Below are 18269 nucleotides of genomic sequence, written 5' to 3' on the forward strand. Positions count from 1 at the left end.
TATGGCAAAAATTTTGTTTATCTGTGCTCATGCTCCTACAGAAATCTATCCTCAAGCTGGGCAAAAGATAGCATTGAGGCATCTTAAGAACTATATTAGTACTGGGGTAAATGTTGATGTTCTAGTTATTGCTAATCAAATAGAAATCACTACTGCTACAGACTTATTTTCGCTAGTTGGCATTAATGTTTATACTTATCCAATTAAAAGAATCAATAAAATTATAAGTTGTTTATCTCATTTTTATGTTCCCTTTAAGTTTGCTACTCGTTGGCAAAATGCAGTATTAGAAAAATTGCTAGAGTTGCTGCAAAACAATCACTATGATGTAATTCATTTTGAATATTCTCATGCAGCTGTTTACTTTGAATATGTAAAACAGCTAATTAGTTTACAGTCTACTAAAACTATAATTAGTATACATGATATTATTTTTCAATCTTTTTTAAGAAAAGCAGAGAATAATCTACTTTTTGGCATAGAAGCAGCCAGATTATTTTCTTATGAAAGAACCTTATACTATTCTGTCAATGAACTATGGGTACTATCTAAAAAAGACCGCGATATTTTGAACTCTCTATTTAGCATTCCTGAAGCAAAAATTTTTATTAAACCTCCCAAAATCAGTAGTTTTGTTTATCAAGTCCAGCGTCATCCAGCCAAAATTGAAAAAAAAAGTTTGCTATTTTGGGCAGCTATGAATAGGCCAGAAAATGAACAAGCCATTTTGATATTTATCAATAAATGTTTTAGACCTTTGCAGCAGCAAGATCCAAAATTTAAACTTTATATTGTTGGTGCTAGTCCCTCTAAAAAAGTTTTAGCATTAGCCAGCCAGCAGATTATGATCGCAGGTTTTGTAGAAAATCCTACTCCATATTTTGAGAAAGCGGAGGTAGGGATTGTACCTTTATTGCAAGGGGCTGGTATTAAGTTAAAAACTCTGGAAATGTTAGAGGCAGGTTTACCTGTAATTGCTACTACTGTAGGATCTGAAGGAGTAGACGCTATAGATAAGAATTTACTGGTAAATGATAACTTTGATGAATGGTTAAGTTTGCTAAGAAATTCTGAGTTATGGAAGCAAAATTGATAATCATGTACTTGTAGCAATCAGAATTTAAAGTAAGTGTAGGTGGGCAATGCCAACCCTACTTTTTAGAGAAAAATTTCAACTCAACATTCGCCTGGGAAATAGCTAAAATCAAATTGTTTACTTATTTACGCTTAAGTTGTGGCTACTGTATCTTGTCCCCGCTGCCATCAAGCCGTCGATGGTCAGGCTATAACTTGTCCTTATTGCCGCATGACTCTCAAAGCTTACGGGCATCCTGGTATTCCATTGCACCGTGCTGCTGGAAACGAGTATCTGTGCGATAGCTGCACCTATCATGCTGATGATACTTGCAATTTTCCCCAACGTCCCTACGCTAAAGATTGTACTCTTTACCAAAATATTGAAGAGAGTAAATTACAATCACAACAGCAGGATTCTCATAAAAGCTTTGGCATAACTGTAAAAACTTGGATAAAACGCAATCAAGCCTTGCTTTTGCTCTTAGCTTTAGTATTTATCTGTTTACTTATTGCGCTGTCAACATCTTGAGGATTAGCAGATCACAAATTCTTAAAGAAGTCTATCAAACTAATTTAATTTTACTGGCTGCTCTCGTTGCTTTTTCTCGTGCCTCTTGCACATTCACACCTTTCGCCAAAGCTACTCCCATGCGTCGATAAGGATAGGCGCTTGGTTTACCAAATAGCCGGATATCTACATCTTTTTCTGATAAAGCATTTGCTACGCCTGTAAAAGCAATCGAATCTGATTCTTCAGAAGCTAAGATTACGGCACTAGCTGATGGTCCGAATTGTTCTATGTTAGGAATGGGTAACCCTAAAACAGCTCTTAAATGTAGTTCAAACTCATTGAGATTTTGTGAAATTAATGTCACCATGCCTGTATCGTGGGGCCTGGGGGAAAGTTCCGAAAAAATTACTTCATCTTTGGTGATAAAAAACTCTACGCCAAAAATTCCGGCTCCTCCTAAGGCATCGGTAACTTTTCTAGCAATTATTTGAGATTCTAATAGTTTGGCTTCAGAAATTGCTGCTGGTTGCCAAGATTCTTGATAATCTCCCCTTTCTTGGCGATGACCAATAGGAGCACAGAAAATTGTCGGTGCATTCCACTGTTTAATTGTTAATAAAGTAATCTCAATTTCAAAATCAATAAATTCTTCGACAATTACCTTTTGGGTATCTCCGCGAGAATTCGCGATCGCATAATTCCAAGCCTGCTCAACCTCATCTTTATTATGCACTACAGACTGACCTTTTCCCGAGGATGACATCACAGGTTTCAGCACATTTGGAAACCCAATTAAATCAGAAGCTACTATCAACTCTTCCAAGCTAGTTGCATAACCATATCTAGCAGTTCTGATAGCTAATTCCTGATTTGCTAAGTCCCTAATTCTGTCACGATTCATTGTGTAGTTAGTGGCAGCGGCAGTAGGAATAACTGTAATTCCTCGTTGCTCAAATTCCACAAGTTTTGCTGTTCTGATCGCTTCAATTTCTGGTACGATTAAATCAGGTTGATGCTTGCTCACAATAGCTTCTAAATCATCAGCACTCAGCATGGAAATTACTTCCGAGCAATCAGCAACTTGCATTGCTGGAGCATTAGCATAGCGATCGACGGCAATTATATAATTACCCAGGCGTTGAGCAGCAATTACAAACTCCTTGCCTAATTCTCCTGCACCTAAGAGCATCAGTTTTTTAGGTAATTTAATCGAATTATTCATAAATCTGAGTAATATTAGGCATTTAATTATCATCTGCTGAAGTGTTAAAACTAGCGCCACGCATTTGTAAATCTTTACGTTGTTGATGAGACAAACCAATACCCACGCCTAACTGACATTTATCTACTAGTGCATCTAACCAAATAGTTTCATTTAACGTTGCACCTGTTAAATCTGCATTTCTCAAATTGGCTCTAGTAAAATTCGCAAATAATAGGTCTGCATTGACTAAACTGCTACCTTGCAGGTTTGCGTCCGATAAATTACCGCGAATAAAATTTACTGCATCTAATTTTAAACTAGATAAATCTGCGCCACTTAAGTTAGGAAACTTGACTTGACTAGGATTATTTAAAAACCTGATTATACAGATAATATTCGCTTCATTCAGATGCATTTGAGTTAAAAAACTATATCGAGATATACCTAATTCTTGGAGAATTTGCAGCCGTTGTAGAGGAGTTTGTTCTAAAAAATGAATAGCGCGATCGCGTAACTCTTGAGTCGGGAGATTGAGCATAATTTTTATTCATTAATTTATGATAAGAGGCTAAATCTGAATTATATCGGATGGAGAAGTATTCTGATGAGTCAGATCAACCTATGCTGATATGTCAGCAAGAATAATTTCTGAGAATTCACAGGTGCCATTTTGGCACCATTTAGCTAAAATTAAGAGAACATAAGGCTTAATTCTCCATGTCTAACAGACACGAAAATACAGTTAGGATAACCGCTAGAGTTCCTGTGAGGATTCAAGAAACTCTACAAAAAGCGGCAGAATTATCAGGTGCTACCTTGAATCAGTTTATGATTCAGGCAGCATTGAAAGAAGCATAAAAAGTTATAGAAGATGAAAGAGTGATTCTTTTGTCACAAACTGATGCTGATACGGTCTTTAGCCTGATTGAAAATCCTCCTGTAGCAAATGCAAAGTTAAAAGCAGCTTTGAAAAGCACAAGGAATTTTTTAGTGAGAGCCATTGAATTGCTGGGTAAGCAGCACGATCGAGATTGCTTTGATTGTGGTAATGAAGCACTAAATCAATTTCTTAAACAAACAGCAAGACAGCATATCCAAAAAGGTATTTCCCGTACTTTTGTTTTAGTTGATACAGAACAGCCAGAGATCGTAATTAGTTTCTTCACATTGACATTATGTGAAGTACGTGTAGACAAATTTCCAGCGAAATTCTTCAAGAAATATCCTTCTAAAGTTCCTGGTGTCAAACTGGCAAGATTAGCAGTTGACCAAGCTTATCAGCGACAAGGAATTGGCGAAGTTTTGATGGTTGAGGCAATGCAGTGTGCTCTAATTGTTGCGGAGAATGCGGGAGGTATTCGCTTATTTGTTGATGCAAAAGATGAAAGTGCAAAAACTTACTACTCTCGTTATGGTTTCGTAAGTCTGGAAGATGCATCTTTGGAACTATTTTTGCCATTGTCAGTAATTTAGCAAATCCTTTAATCTCAAAGCTGTAATTTAAGACTCAATCTCAGCTAACTCCAACCACCTCTCAGTCGCTGTATCAATAGCTTGCTTGAGTGCTTCTACCTGCTCGTACAATTTTTGTACCTGGCTATAATTTCCTGGCGGTACATTTAATAAAGCTTTTTCTACTTCTGCTTTCTCTACTTCTAACTGAGCAATTTTTCCTTCCAACTTTTCAAACTCTTGCTTTTCCCAATTTGAGAGTCTGCGTCGCTTTTTATTTTCTGAATCGTTTGGTTGAGATGCAATTTTTTCCACCTCTACCTTGTTAGACTTTTCTTTGATAGCAGTTTCTTGCTGTGTTGCTTCCTCAGCTTTTTTATAGTCAAGATAAACTGAGTAATTTCCAGGATATTGGCGGAGAATCCCGCCTTCTTCAAAGGCAAAAATTGTGTCTATAGTTCTGTCTAAGAAGTAGCGATCGTGGGAAACTACAATTACACAACCTGAAAAATCTTCTAAATAATCTTCTAGGACAGCTAATGTCTGCACATCTAAATCATTGGTCGGTTCATCTAAAATTAAGACATTGGGTGCACTCATGAGTACGCGTAACAGAAATAACCGCCGTTTTTCCCCACCAGATAGTTTATGAATTGGTGCATACTGCTGGTTACCAGGAAATAAAAATCGCTCCAGCATTTGCGAAGCAGTAATTTTAGTACCGTCGGCTATTTGCACAAATTCGCCTTCTTCTTTGATGTAGTCAATCACGCGCTGATTTTCGTTCAAAGCTGTGAGCAATTCTTCAGAATGTTGGTCAAAATAACCGATATGAATTGTCGCACCAATTTCTACATTACCCGCATCTGGTTGAACTCGCCCGGTAATCATATCCATTAATGTGGATTTACCTGCACCATTAGCACCGATAATCCCAACTCTGTCTTCTGGACTAAATTCGTAGGTAAAATCCTTAATTAACGTACGCTCATTGTATGCTTTAGAAATATTGTTGATAGCAATAACTTTTTTGCCAATCCGCCGACTAACTGTAGAAATATCTACTTTACCGTTAGCCTGTTTAAACTCAGTTTCTCGCATCGCGTGAACGCGATCGATTCTAGCTTTTTGTTTGGTACTCCGGGCTTTAGGTCCGCGTTTGAGCCATTCTAATTCTCGGCGTAATACGCCTTGGTGTTTACGTTGAGTACTGACAGCAGATTCTTCAGCTAAAGCCTTCTTTTCAAGGTAATATGAATAATTACCTGTATAGCTGTAAATATCACCTCGGTCAATTTCGATAATCCGATTGGTGACACGATCCAAAAAGTAGCGATCGTGGGTAATTAAAAACAATGCGCCACGATAGCGATTCAAATAACTTTGCAACCACTCCACAGAAAGAGCATCAAGATGGTTTGTTGGCTCATCCATGAGTAAAACATCTGGTTCTGATAGCAAAGCTGTTGCTAGAGCAATCCGCTTGCGATAACCTCCAGATAAAGTACCGATGACGGCATTAAAGTCAGAAATACCTAACTTGGTAAGGATAATTTTGGCGTTTGTTTCTAATTCCCAAGCGCCATTTGCATCCATCCGTTGCATTACTGCTGAAAGACGAGACATCAGCTGACTATCTTCAGGATAGTGGGCTAATTTATCGGAAAGTTCTTCATACTCCCGCACTAAAGCCATGTGTTCGCCACTATCGGCAAAAATCTGCTCTAAGACTGTGTGATTTTCGTCTAAATCTGGCTGTTGGGGCAAATAGATAACTTTAGAACTAGAGTTAACTAAAATTTGACCGCTATCAACTGGTTCTAGCCCAGCGATCATTTTTAATAGAGTTGATTTACCAGAACCGTTAGTACCAATTAAGCCAACTTTATCAGTAGCATCTAAGCTAAAGTTAGCATCTTTTAAAATTTCTTTGATGCCAAAGTCTTTATTAACTGATTGGAGGGTAATAATACTCATAAAAGTTAGTAATTGGTCATGCAAATTTAGTTCGTAGGTAAGGTATTTGCCCTACCTAGAACCGCCAAATTCTAGATAAATAAATCGAGGGGTAAATGTCCATACATTTCGTTGATTCCCCCAGGATTGTGAGATTGGCAAGAGACTAATACTCCACGATGATGTCCTGAATAGGAATCGATATAACACAAGCCGTTTTTGCCATTTAATTTGATATAAACCGGACCATCAATTTCGGGTAGATTGCTAGGTACTTCATAGCCCAAAGCCTGTGAATAAGTTTTCATGGCTAGCTTTCCTTCCTCTGCCGTATCAGCACAAATACCCAAAATTTGATAATCAGTAAGACTGGTGATCAAAATTAATGCCCGCCTAACTGAAACTTTTTCTGATGGCTTGAGAACAGGAGCAATATCGAGACAGTTGAATTTATTGAGAATTTTTCTGGCGTCTTCAGCCGTGAGATTGGGATGATTAGGAGTTGACATGAATCTAGTTTATTGAGGTTCTTGGTGATGATTTTGGATCTGAAGTTGAGATTGCCTACTATACTAAGATGATTTACTCAAATTAGGGCTGATTTTGAGTATTACCTAGATTGAAAATAAAGGGTACGCTGCTTTTTGCGTCATTACCCATAACTAGAACGTTCGGCATTTGAGCACCGCCAGTTTTCCAAGCTTCGATCGCTTCCTTTTGCAGCACTAATTGCCCACCTTGGGCTTTGAGAGTTTCTGCCAAGAGCCTTTGAGCCTCCGCCTTACCTTTAGCACGATTAATTTCTGCTTGTGCTTCCTGTTCTGCTTCTCGCGCTACATAAACGGCTCTTTGCGCTCGCTGTTCAGCGATTTGTTTTTCTTCCACTGCTTTGGCAAATTCTGGGGAAAAAGTCAAGTCAACTACACTAGTATCCAACACAATTATCCCATATTTATCTAAGCGATCGCCTAAAGCATTATCAAAGTCTTCCTTCAATTCGCTACGTTTGGTAATTGCTTCTTCTACAGTTCTTCTGGCAGCTGCAATTTTAAATGCTTCTTGCGTTTGCGGTGCAATAATTTTCGAGACAATATTTTCTAAAGTACCTTGTTTTCTTCTCACCTCCACTACCTGAGTCGGATCGAGGCGAAAGTTAATGGCAAATCTTGCAGATAAATTTTGTAGATCTTTCGTAGAACTCTCCGCCGGTACTTCAAATTTTTGCACAGTTAAATCATATACATCTATAAACGAAATGAAGGGTGGTTTTAGGTGGATACCCTCCAGTAAGGCACCATCTCTCGCTTTACCCAAGATACTGATTACTCCTGCTTGTCCTGGGTTAATAATGATAAACGAATTCAGTCCGATACTCACCAGTATTGCCAACAGCACGCCTAAAACTGTGGTTTGCCAATTCGCAAATTGCTGATTTTTCAAGTTTTCATCTCCTTTGTTCTCCGCAAGCAACTTCTGTATTATGGTGACACGTAGTTAGCTTGAAGAGTCATTTGTCATTGGTCATTTGTCATTTGTTAGTGGTCAAGCTCAAACTTTCAGGCTAGTCTCGTTCACCGAGCTAAAAGCCTCAAAAGGCATCATCAATTTATAATGCAGTTTGTCTCCCTTCCCTCATCTCCCACACTCCCCACACTCCCCACACTTCCTCATCCCCTCTCGTGGTAATATCAATTGCACGTGACTGAGACTAACTGTGGCTACAGCATCTAAATCTCATCAGGTATCAAGAAAACGTAGACATTCTGTGCATCCCCTCCAGCGTCTGTTTGATTATGGGCATCAGTATCGTCAACAAATTTGGCTAGCAACTGGTGCTTCGATTTTAAATAAACTTTTTGACTTAGCACCACCGGCATTAGTGGGGATTGCCGTAGATGTGGTAGTTAAGAAACAAGATTCGATTATTGCTCAGTTAGGAATCAAGGATATCTTTGGGCAATTTTTAATTCTTTCTTTAATCACCGTCATTACTTGGATACTAGAATCGACTTTTGAGTATCGCTACAAGTTGATTTGGCGCAACTTGGCGCAAAATATTCAGCATAACTTGCGTCTGGATGCATACAAACACCTTCAAGAGTTGGAGTTAGCTTATTTTGAAGAACGTAGCACTGGCGGTTTAATGTCCATCCTCAGTGATGATGTTAACCAATTAGAGCGCTTTTTGGATGTGGGAGCAAACGACATCATCCAGGTAGTCACAACTATTGTAGTAGTTGGCGGTGGCTTCTTTATTTTGGCTCCCAATATAGCTTGGATGGCAATCATACCTATACCTTTTATTCTTTGGGGTTCGGTAGCTTTTCAGAAATTGCTAGCGCCGCGTTACGCCGATGTGCGGGAAAAAGTCGGTTTAATCAATGGACGGTTATCTAATAATCTGAGCGGGATCACTACGATCAAAAGTTTCACAGCCGAAGATTATGAGTCGGCGCGGGTGGCGGTGGAAAGTAACGCCTATCGCCAGAGTAACGTCAAAGCGATCGCACTTTCTGCGGCTTTTATCCCTTTAATTCGGATGCTGATTTTGGCAGCTTTTACAGTATTGCTGCTATTTGGCGGTATGGAAGCAGTCGCCGGGAGAATTTCTGTTGGTGCTTACAGTTCATTAGTATTCTTAGTTCAGCTTTTACTCTGGCCCTTAACTAGATTAGGCGATACCTTCGATTTATATCAACGGGCAATGGCTTCTACTAATCGCATCATGGATTTGTTGGATACTCCTATTGCAATTCATCCAGGAAATATCGCCTTACCTGTTGAGACAGTACGAGGAGAAGTGGAATTTAAAAATGTGACTTTTGCTTATAAAGATAGATTACCAGTAGTGAAAAATCTGTCTTTGCAAATTCCGGCAGGTAATACCATTGCGATTGTGGGTTCCACTGGTTCCGGTAAAAGCACGTTAGTCAAACTTTTGTTGCGATTTTACGAATTGCGCACCGGCAGCATTACTTTGGATGGTATTGAGCTACAAAACTTAAACTTGCGGGATTTACGCCGCTGTATTGGTTTAGTCAGTCAAGATGTATTTTTATTTCATGGTACTGTCGCAGAGAATATTGCATACGGCAGCTTTGATGCGACAGAACAAGAAATCATCATGGCAGCTAAGGTAGCTGAGGCACACGAATTTATTACTCACCTGCCCCAAGGTTATGAGACAATCGTCGGGGAGCGAGGGCAAAAGTTGTCTGGTGGACAACGACAAAGAATTGCGATCGCGCGTGCAGTATTGAAAAATCCGCCAATTTTGATCTTAGATGAAGCGACCTCGGCGGTAGATAATGAAACAGAAGCCGCAATTCAGCGATCGCTGGAACGAATTACAGTCAATAGAACCACAATTGCGATCGCTCATCGTCTTTCTACTATTCGCAATGCCAATTGCATTTATGTCATGGAACATGGAAAACTAGTAGAGTCCGGAACCCATGAACAATTGCTAGAGGAAGATGGTATTTACGCTAGTCTCTGGCGTGTCCAAAGTGGTTTGAGATAACTCAGAGATTCTCTGTCTTTTAATTACGAATTATCAATTACGAATTATTTATGTTTTTTGGTAGTACTCAGCCGGAATCAGCAGATAGTAAGTGGCGTGGCCAATTGGATAGATTTGTCAAAGCAAATCAACAAGAATTAGCGGCGCTATTTTGGGGATTATGGTTAGCAAATGGTAATAGCCTGGGTACTATCGGCATTGATTTACAACCAGCGCCGCATTTTGTTTATTGTCCTAAAGATGAGATAGAGAAATTAAATAGTAAAGTTGAAAATCGGCTGCAAGAAATATTAGGAATTGTCGAGAATCACAAACCAGAAGTTGAAGTTGTGATGATTGGTATTGGTAAAGGTGAAATTAAGTTAATTCAGTTTGCACCAGAACCAGCACCACCCACTTGTTTTGAGCAAGTTGGTAAAGATGTCGATGGGTTATTGGAATTGTTAGAACAGCGGATGAGTGAGCAGATTGGTGTTTAACGCAGAGTTGCGCAGAGGTGTGTAGAGAAAAAGCTCTCTATTTAAGGGGTAGCTATAAAATCCTAATTTTAGATAAATAGTGTTTACACGGGAGAAAATACGCTTTTTGGGGAAAGCTAACTAATATGACGGGTGATAAAGTACCCGTCTGATTTACCCAATGCTGTAAACCGTTATGAAACAGATAAAAAATAAAGTTACTAATAAATTGGAGCGTTTATTAGAACAAAGTTTAATACCTCGCATGGTACGGTGGAGTGAATACTTAGAACCTAAGATCAGACATTATAAACATCAGAAACTGAAGGATCAATTGCAGCTTTGTGGTTTAGGTGTTCGGTTTAAGCGAGATATTATAGTTAATTACCCGCAAAATATATCTTTGGGAAATAAAGTATATATTGGACAAAATGTTTTATTGGATGGTCGTGGTGGAATCACGATTGGGGATAATACCACAGTAGGATTTAACGTTGTTATCCTCTCTGCAAACCATGACTATCAAAGTAACGACCTTCCCTATGAACATAACGTCTATATTCATAAACCTATAGTTATCGGTTGCAATGTTTGGATTGGCGGAAATGTCCTAATTATTCCAGGAGTCACGATTGGGGATGGTGCAATTGTAGCAGCTGGTACTGTTGTAACGGCTAATGTTGAACCCTTAGCAATTGTAGGAAATCAACCTATGAGAACAATCAAATACCGCGATCGAGAACACTATGAACGACTAGCTCGTGAGCAAAGCAAAACTGAAGTATTAACTAATAATTTTGATAATCAACTCTAAATATAGAGCATTGAAAAATTTCCCCCTTTCAAAAATAAATTGAAATTCTGGGGGAATTTGTTTCTTACTTACACCACTACTGGCGTACTTGCACGCTTTACTTGCGGTCTTGCAATCATCCGCATTCCTGCGGGTGGGGCGACAGTTAAACCACGACGCACAGGATTTACAGGACGCTTGTTGAGCAATGAAACTTGAAAATGCGACAGAATTGTTGCTAAGACGATTTTCATTTCATACTGAGCAAATGCTAAACCGATACAGCGACGATTACCACCACCAAAAGGTAAATATTCGTATGAAGAAAACTGCCTTTCTAAAAAGCGTTCTGGTTTGAATTGTTTTGGATTTGGATAAACTTCTGGGCGATGATGTGCTAAGTAAATACCGGGAATAATTACATTTCCTTCAGGAATGTTGTAGCCCGTAATTTCAATTGGGGATTTGACAATCCGTGGTACACCATTCATCACAATTGGATAAATCCGCAAGGTTTCCTGACAAACTGCTGTCAAATAAGGTAACTTGGCAATGCTACTCGGGTCTGAGTTGATACTAATAGTATCCAGTTCTCGCAGCAACTTTTCACGCACTTCTGGTAACTGGTCAATCCAGTAAAAAGCCCAAGTTAATGCAGAAGCAGTAGTTTCATGTCCTGCAACTAACAATGTCATTAATTCATCACGCAATTCTATATCAGACATTGGTTGCCCATCGTTATAACGAGCAGCCATCATTAAACTGAGGATATCTTGCCGATGTTGCTGAGTTTCAGTGCGACGTTCTTTAATCAGTGCATAAATAAGTCGATCAATTTGCTGTATTAAGCGAATTACTCGACCCCACGGACTCCACGCACCTAAATCTTTTCGTAAGAAGTTAAAAATTAAGGCGGTGGACATTAAGGGCGTACCCATGAAATCTAATAGAGAAGATAGCAAATGCTGAAGTTCTTGAAAACGCTGTCCTTCATCTAAGCCAAACACCACCCGTAAAATGACGCGCAAAGTGATTTCTTGCATCGAACTACGGATATTGAAAGGTCTGTCTATATTCCATTCATTGCTTACCTGCTCAGTTATTTGACGAATGTCTTCACCGTAGGCGCGCATTCTTTCCCCATGAAAGGGAGGAGTTAGTAATTGACGCTGGCGCTGATGGCGATCGCCATCCAGTAAAATTAAAGAGTTGTCACCCAGTAAAAATCCTAAACCCCCATTACCTGTCCCAGAAGCAAAATGCTTAGGATCGGCAGTAAAAATCTGTTCTAGTGCTTCAGGTTGGCTAAAGTAGATAATATGAGTATCTTTGCTACCCCAAATAGTAAAGCGATCGCCATAAATTTTGGCAAAATCTTCGACGTATTTCACTGGCTGAGTAATAAACTTTACCAACCGCAAAAAGCGCGACATTCGAGGGCCATCCGGTAGGCTGTTAGTGACTGTCATATCAACACAGATGATGAGTTCCGGATTTTATTGTGACAAGTTTTTCGATGATTGACAGTCAATGGGCATTTGTCATTTGTCATCAGTCAAGGATCAATGGTTATTATTTATTTCTCCCCACACTTCCCACCCTCCCCACACTCCCCCATCTCCTATTTCCCGATTGTAAGCAAGTGTTAGCAAAATAAGTCTTGGAGGCACAAAGCAGTATATTCTTGTATGGCAGCGTCGGAAGTAAGCAGTGCCAAAGATCATCGCTATACTCAACGGTAAAGGAGGCGTCGGTAAAACGACTACCGCAGTCAATCTGGCTGCAAACTTTGCCCAAGAACAAAAGGTGATTCTGATTGACGCAGATATTCAAGGATCTGCCAGTTGGTGGTTTGGGCGTAATCAGAATGGTATGGGATTTGATCTGTCTCAAGAAACCAATCCAAAACTTTTAAGTGATTTAACAAAGCTAACAGGTTACGATTTAGTAGTAGTGGATACGCCTCCGGCGCTGCGCTCTGAAGCATTGGCGACGGTAGTAGCGATCGCAGATTATCTGGTTTTACCTACACCCCCAGCAGCAATGGATCTAGCTGTTCTAGTTGAGACAGTCAGAAAAGCTGTCACTCCTGTGGGAGTTACTCACCGGGTGCTGCTTACTAAAGTTGATACGCGGAGTTTGGGGGAAGCAGTTGAGGCACAAAACACTCTCATGCGATTAGGAATTCCTGCTTTTAAAACCTTTATTCGTGCCTATAAAGCGCACGAACGAGCAGCACTTGAGGGTGTACCGATTACTCAATGGCGAGGAAAACATGCACGGGAAGCGGAATCTGACTATCGCCGTGTGGCCAATGAATTACAGCTTGACTGGAGGAAATAATGGTTAAGAAACGTCTCTCTGACTTATTACAAGAAGAAGCACAAAAATTTACTCCTTCCGAAGATGAATCAGCTATCGAAGTTAATGCTGAGGAAATTGTCGAACAAAATGCTTCGGAAGTAGAGGAATCACCAACACATACACCGGAACAATCAACTTCAGCTAGACGTGCAAACCCTACTAAGGCTGATTTAGAAGTAACTATCAAAGAGTTAAAAGAATCTCTTGAACAATCTCATCAGCAGGAAGCCACTCTCCAAAAACAAGTTGTAGATTTACAATCAGCTGTGTCTGAACAAAAAACATTAGCAAAACGACTGACGAAAGAGCTTGATGAAGCGAAAAAAGCCGCATTGCATCTTGCAGAATCTAATTCCAAGCTTATAGAAGAAATTAACTCTTTAAAACAAGAAAAGGAAAAATTTGCAGAAGCTAATGCCAAGCTTGTAGAACAAAGTAAAGAAAGTAGTTCCTTGAAGCCACAAAAGCCAACCTATCAACCAGTAAAACAAAGCTATCACCAAGATAACTACAGAAAATCTTACCGAACTTCGGAAAAGCTAGCCACCACACAACCAGATGAGTCTGAAGATAGTTCTTCTCAAATGTGGTTACTTGACTAGAGTTTCAGCAAGTTAATACTGCAAAAAGATTGTAAGTAGATTAACTAAGGTAATACCAAAAAATAAATTATCCAATATTCTTATGGTGTGTTACTTCATTAACGCACCATCTTTATTAACTTAATCCCACCAAAAGTACCAGACTTTTCTGTATAGTAAGAGATTTGCTAATTTATTTAGCGTTTGTACTCCTTGGTCTACAATGTCGTAGCAGTAAATATACTGTTCTTGAGCCAGGTGAAATGCAGCCTCATGATTTTTAGGAGGATGCTTAACGCACATTTCCACTACATCATTGGTAATCCCAACTACCTCTGCACCATACTTCTGATGCCAATACTTCATCAGACAAATGTGTATTGCTGATGCAGGACAGTCATTCCAATTACCAAAATTGAGAAAAGCCGGAACTTGCCAGCTAAATGTAGTTGGCACTAATGCCACAACTATACTTGGATGTGGTAATCGAGTCAAAATATCATAGGGAATAGTGTATTCTTCATCAGCAGCAGAAATCGGCTCATTCCAATCTCCTATTTCTGCTAATTTTACTGGCTTTAAAATTATGTTCTCATGATTTCCCCATTCTTCTCGCCGTTCTTGCGCTGTATTTTTCAGCCACTCGTTAGCATTTAAACAAGTTCCCTGATTGATGATTTCCGCAATAGTTAAATATTGATTTGTTGAGGAATCGTGACTATAGAATTGAATGCTTTCCAAGTGAGATTCAACTTCATTTTCATTACCTAACAACAAAGGATAGTGTCCTGTCTCATCAACAAGCTGGCGAAGTCGTTGCCAAAACTGAATAGCTTCAGATCCAGAAACTCTCAATCCGTAAATCTTGTATGAGTCAACTTCCCAAAGTAATTCTAGCGCATCTGAGTTAACACTATTGTTAGTTAATGTGGCTTTTAATTGGCTTTGATTGAGAACCATAATTGAGCAAAAAACAATTTACCTACCTGAGGATATCTCAAAGGTTAGCATCGCTTTAACTTCAAATCTCAGAACAAGTAAAATATCTAAAGACGAAAAATATCAATATTGCAAATCCTACACCTGCATAAAATACGCTATTAATACTGCCAAAACCAAAGACAATACTCATCAACAGCGGCCCTAAAGTTTGCCCTAAGCCAAAAAATGTGCCATTCACTGATAAAATTGTTGCAAGATATTCTCTTGGTGACAAATCTGCTAAAAGTGATTGAATGCTAGGAAAACCAAGCCCTAAACCAATACCAAAAATTGTGGTAGGAATTAATAAAAACCAAATACTTGGCATCAAGGGAACAATCACAAGAGCTAAAGCATATAAAACAAAGGATGCTTGAATTAAGTTTGTCGCTGGAAATCTTCTAGCTAATCTACCTAACTGGGAAGATGTAATAGTCACTGCGATAGAAACACTAGAAAGCAGGATACCAATTACAGCAGGTGCAGCTTTAAATTTATCGTTAATTAACTGAGGAAAATAAGTCACGTAAGCACCGTAAAGCAATATAAAGTTTGCCGCGCTAGCAATAAATAATCCAAACAATTTACGATTTTTCAGCACTTTTGCGGCATTTTGTAAATACTCTTTCAGATTGCGATCACCTTTTGGTTCAGGATTTTTGAGAGCAAAAAATACAACAAAGCCCAGAGGAATCGCTATTACGGGCAAAATAAACGGATAGTACCAACCGAGTGTGGCTAATGCACCTCCCAGTGTCGGATAACTTGCTGTGCCCACACTACTGACGCTAGCATTGTAACCCATTGCTGTAGTACGCCTGTCTCCTTTATATATATCGCCAATTAATGTGATACTTAAAGATAGCAAAGGAGCCGCACCAATTCCTTGCAGCAAACGCAACCATAGCAATAAATTAAAGTCTCGAACGAAGCCACAAGCTGTACCTGCAATACCAAATAAAAATAGGGCAGGGACAATAATTCTTTTTCTACCAAATCTATCGGCAAGTATACCCACAATAGGTCCGAAAATCAGAGACGGTAATGTGAATACTGTCACTAATAAACCCAGGCTTTTAGGATTAATATTTAATGCTTTTGCTAAAGTAGGGAAAACTGGAGTTACGCTAGAAACTCCCAGCACCGCAACTAGACAAATTGCACAGATAATCTGAAAATTAAGCTCTTGATAGACTGGTTTGTGATGCTCTAATTGACTGTTTCCTTCTGGGAAATTCATCAAAATCACCCTGTTTATTAATATTTAAATCGTAGGGGCAAAACAATCATTACCTGTATTAAATTCAGGTTAAACCCTTGTAATAAGGTTATATTTAATCTCCAAAATTACCAAGTAATTCCTCAGAACCCCACGCCTGTATTGTCTGGTGGCAAAACTTCCCTTCCCTACGGCTATCGATTAGTCAGGGAATAAGGGTGTAGAGGAACCCTATCCACGAATGATGTTGTTAGCAAATTAGGTAGGAGATTTTTCATTTATCCGAAAGACCGCCAATACCATAGAATGGTGCAATAATCCTTGATATTTGAAGCTAAATTCTTCCCTAACACTTTCACCTCAAGCCTCTACGAGTTTAGTTTGTGTCTAAGCTTTAATTTTTCAGGCAGGGATCGTATGAGCTTAACAGGCATGATGACCTATTCCGGTAACATGAGTAATTATCAATAAGTCTTAATTAATAGCTTATGTCTTCTACTCCCCTAAAATTGAACCTAGGTGAAGGTTCTGTCTCTTTCAATTTTTCACCTCAAGGAGCACAGGAATTAAAAGTAGCCTTAGATGAATTGATGACTCGCCTCAAAACTGTTGCTGCTAAAACTACTCCAGGAGGTGGAAAAGTTGCTCCTCAGGCTCCTGTAGAATATCGCTACACTGGTGAGGTATTTTTAGAAATTTTCTGTAATCCTAATATCTGGCCTACTCCCTTTGCAGCTAAAGTCCTGCTTACTATCCGTGATGTGAATATTCGTTTAACCACAGAGGCGGAACTGACTCACGTTATTGAAGACGTTAATCAGTATTTAGAGCAAATTGGCTAAGTTTGTTCAGCGTGGGTAAATTTCTGTAAAAAATTACCGGAGCAGTCTACGATTGGAAACTGCCCCGGTTAGGGAATGTACATACTATACTCAGATGGCGGCATCGGATGTAAAGCACAACTAAATGTCGATGCGATCGCTACTGAAAAAGTTGTATAAAATGAAACTCTAATGCTTCTGTCTTAATGGGGAATTAAAGATTCTGGATCGGAGTAATACTAACTAGAAACCAGAGATTATCCCTCAAATTCGGCTATTGAATTATTTGTTGTCAAATTTAGACATCCAAAATTAACTCACAATCAGTCCACTTGCTGCCCTACCTTAAGCTATCCTTAAGGCGTCTAAAAGCTAGGAATCCTCTTCGGCACTCGTTCATGGGAGAAAACCCCAATCCCTCGTTATCGACGCTCCTACGTCGCTACTGCTGACGCTCGTGACGCTCGATGACTCGCTAAAGTTGCGCTATCGCCTTTAGCGTCTGCTCTTGGCAGAAGAATCGCTAACTCTAACACCAACGCAGTGGCTCCAGAATCTGAAGTTGAGTATATTGATTAGTCGTTGTCCCATTCTTCACGACCTATCAGATCGCCGATGCGATCGCGTAACAAAAAGTCACATTTTTCTAATTCACATTCAACGCAAACCCACTCTCTCGCAGGGATGTATTGGCAGAGTGTATATATTGGCTGTTGCCGGCTGACCATTCCCTTCTGCACCAGTCGGCGTGCTTCGTCTTGAATTATATCTAGAGAGTAGTAACTGATAGAGGGCACCGTATTCACACTCATGATTTTTACTCACAAATTACACGTAGATAGTGTTCCCGATATTTACTTGGAACAAACATTACAACGATTAGACTTCTAGCTAAGGTTTTGTAGTTTGCTATACGGAACTAATTTCATTTTGACGCTACATATCCTCAAATTATCTAAAGAAATGTTAATAAAGTCAACAAATTCTGACATTATCGGTAAAACCGCTTCATATAAGAATATCAGGGTAGTCAACATAACCTGCTATGTAGATTATTTGTTTTTTATGCAAAATAGTTCAAAAGCAGGCAGCGAAAGACTTGAAACATAATTGAATGAATGGGAATTGTCCATAGAAAACAGCTTGGTGCTGTAAAAGCTGGTCTAGCTTTGTGATTATTTGTCCAGAATGAAAATTAAGCAGTAATCTCTAGCAGAAATTAGGGTATAAACTGTTGCAAAATATAAGGGCTAACGTACATCAGGAAACTTTGCAGCTTGGCATCTGTTAATTATTTCTTAAAGAAATGCTGATTTGCTGTGTTAACTT

General features: G+C 39.2%; 18 protein-coding genes and 1 pseudogene. 10 read left to right on the top strand and 9 right to left on the bottom strand.

Annotation, left to right across the window (positions count from 1 at the left end; all coding sequences use genetic code 11):
* Position 1 precedes the first annotated feature (1 nt).
* Together BV375_RS16845 and BV375_RS16850 are read left to right on the top strand one after the other, a co-directional pair.
* On the top strand, positions 2–1093 hold the full coding sequence (locus tag BV375_RS16845) for a glycosyltransferase family 4 protein (protein ID WP_086762427.1): 1092 nt from the start codon (positions 2–4) through the stop codon (positions 1091–1093).
* A 141-nt stretch (positions 1094–1234) separates the two neighbouring features.
* Positions 1235–1606 (top strand): zinc ribbon domain-containing protein, encoded by a 372-nt coding sequence (locus BV375_RS16850; protein WP_086762429.1) that lies wholly within the window; start codon positions 1235–1237, stop codon positions 1604–1606.
* 34 nt (positions 1607–1640) lie between these two features.
* Here the strand turns inward: BV375_RS16850 and purT are convergent, their stop codons facing one another.
* Both purT and BV375_RS16860 read right to left on the bottom strand, forming a co-directional pair.
* Positions 1641–2810: a formate-dependent phosphoribosylglycinamide formyltransferase gene (gene purT, locus BV375_RS16855; RefSeq protein ID WP_086762431.1), complete on the bottom strand. Its 1170-nt coding sequence runs from the start codon at positions 2808–2810 to the stop codon at positions 1641–1643.
* A 22-nt stretch (positions 2811–2832) separates the two neighbouring features.
* On the bottom strand, positions 2833–3330 hold the full coding sequence (locus BV375_RS16860; protein ID WP_086762433.1) for a pentapeptide repeat-containing protein: 498 nt from the start codon (positions 3328–3330) through the stop codon (positions 2833–2835).
* Between the two features lie 179 nt (positions 3331–3509).
* Between BV375_RS16860 and BV375_RS16865 the strand changes: the two are divergent.
* Together BV375_RS16865 and BV375_RS16870 are read left to right on the top strand one after the other, a co-directional pair.
* Positions 3510–3707 (top strand): annotated as a pseudogene (locus BV375_RS16865) (DUF1778 domain-containing protein); the annotation flags it as partial.
* 75 nt (positions 3708–3782) lie between these two features.
* Positions 3783–4265 carry a GNAT family N-acetyltransferase gene (locus BV375_RS16870; RefSeq protein ID WP_086762435.1) on the top strand — a complete coding sequence of 161 codons (483 nt, stop codon included), beginning with the start codon at positions 3783–3785 and terminating at the stop codon, positions 4263–4265.
* Between the two features lie 27 nt (positions 4266–4292).
* Here the strand turns inward: BV375_RS16870 and BV375_RS16875 are convergent, their stop codons facing one another.
* From BV375_RS16875 to BV375_RS16885, 3 genes are all read right to left on the bottom strand, one after another.
* Positions 4293–6221 carry an ABC-F family ATP-binding cassette domain-containing protein gene (locus tag BV375_RS16875; protein WP_086762437.1) on the bottom strand — a complete coding sequence of 643 codons (1929 nt, stop codon included), beginning with the start codon at positions 6219–6221 and terminating at the stop codon, positions 4293–4295.
* 71 nt (positions 6222–6292) lie between these two features.
* Positions 6293–6709 (bottom strand): DUF1824 family protein, encoded by a 417-nt coding sequence (locus tag BV375_RS16880; protein ID WP_086691706.1) that lies wholly within the window; start codon positions 6707–6709, stop codon positions 6293–6295.
* 82 nt (positions 6710–6791) lie between these two features.
* Positions 6792–7640 carry a prohibitin family protein gene (locus BV375_RS16885; protein WP_208099140.1) on the bottom strand — a complete coding sequence of 283 codons (849 nt, stop codon included), beginning with the start codon at positions 7638–7640 and terminating at the stop codon, positions 6792–6794.
* Positions 7641–7914: 274 nt separating this feature from the next.
* Between BV375_RS16885 and BV375_RS16890 the strand changes: the two genes are divergently transcribed.
* The 3 genes from BV375_RS16890 (at position 7915) to BV375_RS16900 (ending at position 10995) form a co-directional block, all read left to right on the top strand.
* Positions 7915–9723 (top strand): ABC transporter ATP-binding protein, encoded by a 1809-nt coding sequence (locus tag BV375_RS16890; protein WP_086762440.1) that lies wholly within the window; start codon positions 7915–7917, stop codon positions 9721–9723.
* 50 nt (positions 9724–9773) lie between these two features.
* A complete protein-coding gene (locus tag BV375_RS16895) occupies positions 9774–10202 on the top strand; it encodes a hypothetical protein (protein WP_086762441.1) in 429 nt (142 codons plus the stop codon).
* A gap of 175 nt (positions 10203–10377) precedes the next feature.
* Positions 10378–10995 (top strand): acyltransferase, encoded by a 618-nt coding sequence (locus tag BV375_RS16900; protein ID WP_086762443.1) that lies wholly within the window; start codon positions 10378–10380, stop codon positions 10993–10995.
* Between the two features lie 68 nt (positions 10996–11063).
* Here the strand turns inward: BV375_RS16900 and BV375_RS16905 are convergent, their stop codons facing one another.
* The gene (locus BV375_RS16905) at positions 11064–12443 is read right to left on the bottom strand and encodes a cytochrome P450 (RefSeq protein ID WP_086762445.1); all 1380 of its coding nucleotides are present in this window, start codon (positions 12441–12443) and stop codon (positions 11064–11066) included.
* 241 nt (positions 12444–12684) lie between these two features.
* Between BV375_RS16905 and BV375_RS16910 the strand changes: the two genes are divergently transcribed.
* Positions 12685–13317 carry a ParA family protein gene (locus BV375_RS16910; protein WP_086691718.1) on the top strand — a complete coding sequence of 211 codons (633 nt, stop codon included), beginning with the start codon at positions 12685–12687 and terminating at the stop codon, positions 13315–13317.
* Positions 13317–13940 carry a hypothetical protein gene (locus BV375_RS16915; RefSeq protein WP_208099141.1) on the top strand — a complete coding sequence of 208 codons (624 nt, stop codon included), beginning with the start codon at positions 13317–13319 and terminating at the stop codon, positions 13938–13940. The genes BV375_RS16910 and BV375_RS16915 overlap by 1 nt, the downstream gene beginning before the upstream one ends.
* Before the next feature lie 120 nt (positions 13941–14060).
* On the opposite strand, the gene BV375_RS16920 is transcribed toward BV375_RS16915, so the two are convergent.
* Entirely contained in the window at positions 14061–14879 is an 819-nt protein-coding gene (locus BV375_RS16920) for a DUF4253 domain-containing protein (protein ID WP_086762449.1), read from the bottom strand.
* Positions 14880–14940: 61 nt separating this feature from the next.
* On the bottom strand, positions 14941–16140 hold the full coding sequence (locus BV375_RS16925) for an MFS transporter (RefSeq protein WP_086762450.1): 1200 nt from the start codon (positions 16138–16140) through the stop codon (positions 14941–14943).
* A gap of 467 nt (positions 16141–16607) precedes the next feature.
* Between BV375_RS16925 and BV375_RS16930 the strand changes: the two genes are divergently transcribed.
* Entirely contained in the window at positions 16608–16961 is a 354-nt protein-coding gene (locus BV375_RS16930; protein WP_086762452.1) for a hypothetical protein, read from the top strand.
* A 554-nt stretch (positions 16962–17515) separates the two neighbouring features.
* On the opposite strand, the gene BV375_RS16935 is transcribed toward BV375_RS16930, so the two are convergent.
* Positions 17516–17752 (bottom strand): DUF4327 family protein, encoded by a 237-nt coding sequence (locus BV375_RS16935; protein ID WP_086762454.1) that lies wholly within the window; start codon positions 17750–17752, stop codon positions 17516–17518.
* Positions 17753–18269: the final 517 nt, after the last annotated feature.

This window comes from Nostoc sp. 106C, assembly GCF_002154725.1.
In the GTDB taxonomy this organism is placed as follows: Bacteria; Cyanobacteriota; Cyanobacteriia; order Cyanobacteriales; family Nostocaceae; genus Aulosira.

Excerpts from the sequence above, each read along its gene's own strand:
- BV375_RS16845 (WP_086762427.1), top strand. The coding sequence starts at position 2 with ATGGCAAAAATTTTGTTTATCTGTGCTCATGCTCCTACAGAAATCTAT.
- purT (WP_086762431.1), bottom strand. The coding sequence starts at position 2,810 with ATGAATAATTCGATTAAATTACCTAAAAAACTGATGCTCTTAGGTGCA.
- BV375_RS16860 (WP_086762433.1), bottom strand. The coding sequence starts at position 3,330 with ATGCTCAATCTCCCGACTCAAGAGTTACGCGATCGCGCTATTCATTTT.
- BV375_RS16875 (WP_086762437.1), bottom strand. The coding sequence starts at position 6,221 with ATGAGTATTATTACCCTCCAATCAGTTAATAAAGACTTTGGCATCAAA.
- BV375_RS16880 (WP_086691706.1), bottom strand. The coding sequence starts at position 6,709 with ATGTCAACTCCTAATCATCCCAATCTCACGGCTGAAGACGCCAGAAAA.
- BV375_RS16895 (WP_086762441.1), top strand. The coding sequence starts at position 9,774 with ATGTTTTTTGGTAGTACTCAGCCGGAATCAGCAGATAGTAAGTGGCGT.
- BV375_RS16900 (WP_086762443.1), top strand. The coding sequence starts at position 10,378 with ATGAAACAGATAAAAAATAAAGTTACTAATAAATTGGAGCGTTTATTA.
- BV375_RS16905 (WP_086762445.1), bottom strand. The coding sequence starts at position 12,443 with ATGACAGTCACTAACAGCCTACCGGATGGCCCTCGAATGTCGCGCTTT.
- BV375_RS16915 (WP_208099141.1), top strand. The coding sequence starts at position 13,317 with ATGGTTAAGAAACGTCTCTCTGACTTATTACAAGAAGAAGCACAAAAA.
- BV375_RS16920 (WP_086762449.1), bottom strand. The coding sequence starts at position 14,879 with ATGGTTCTCAATCAAAGCCAATTAAAAGCCACATTAACTAACAATAGT.
- BV375_RS16925 (WP_086762450.1), bottom strand. The coding sequence starts at position 16,140 with ATGAATTTCCCAGAAGGAAACAGTCAATTAGAGCATCACAAACCAGTC.
- BV375_RS16930 (WP_086762452.1), top strand. The coding sequence starts at position 16,608 with ATGTCTTCTACTCCCCTAAAATTGAACCTAGGTGAAGGTTCTGTCTCT.
- BV375_RS16935 (WP_086762454.1), bottom strand. The coding sequence starts at position 17,752 with ATGAGTGTGAATACGGTGCCCTCTATCAGTTACTACTCTCTAGATATA.